Here is a 527-nt window from a genome sequence, read left to right as displayed (position 1 = left end):
GCTTTGCACTATCCCCAGGATTTGCCTTATGCTTTGCACTATCATCAGGTACGATGATAGCATGAAGATGAGGAAAAGCCTCATCATCATGCCAGATGACTGTCTTCAACTGGTCCCCATACGTGCCCTGCAACCACTTGACGTCCCCATACGTGCCCTGCAACCACTTGGCATCCATCTCACTTGGCCAAGACAGAACAATGCACGCCATAGTATTTTGAGTGCTTCTGATTTTCCTGCTCTTGCCATTCTTCTGAACATCAACAGCACCATCGCAAGCCTGCTCATGCTCACGCTCAAGAGCTTCTAAATCCTGACCAAAAACGAGAACCGGCTTGCCTGGATTTTCAACATGCAAACAGGCATCCGGATTTCTCCGGGTAGCCTCATCTATAGTCTCTTTAATATTCCACTTCTTAGACTTCGTTGCCTTGTCGGAAGGCTTTACAAGCACTTTACGACTCAGCATCTCAAAATGTGCGAATTGATAACTCATGATCTCAAAATGTGCGAATTGATAACTCATG

General features: G+C 46.1%; 1 protein-coding gene. It reads right to left on the bottom strand.

Annotated elements, in window-relative coordinates:
• A partial coding sequence (locus KP705_RS16775; RefSeq protein WP_215765077.1) for a plasmid recombination protein occupies nucleotides 1-496 on the bottom strand: 496 nt, incomplete at its 3' end.
• Nucleotides 497-527: the final 31 nt, after the last annotated feature.

The organism is Gluconobacter sp. P1D12_c, from assembly GCF_018812105.1.
Taxonomy (GTDB): domain Bacteria; phylum Pseudomonadota; class Alphaproteobacteria; order Acetobacterales; family Acetobacteraceae; genus Gluconobacter; species Gluconobacter oxydans_A.
The sequence above is the reverse complement of the archived record's forward strand: the minus strand, read 5'-3'. Positions and strand labels throughout refer to the sequence as shown.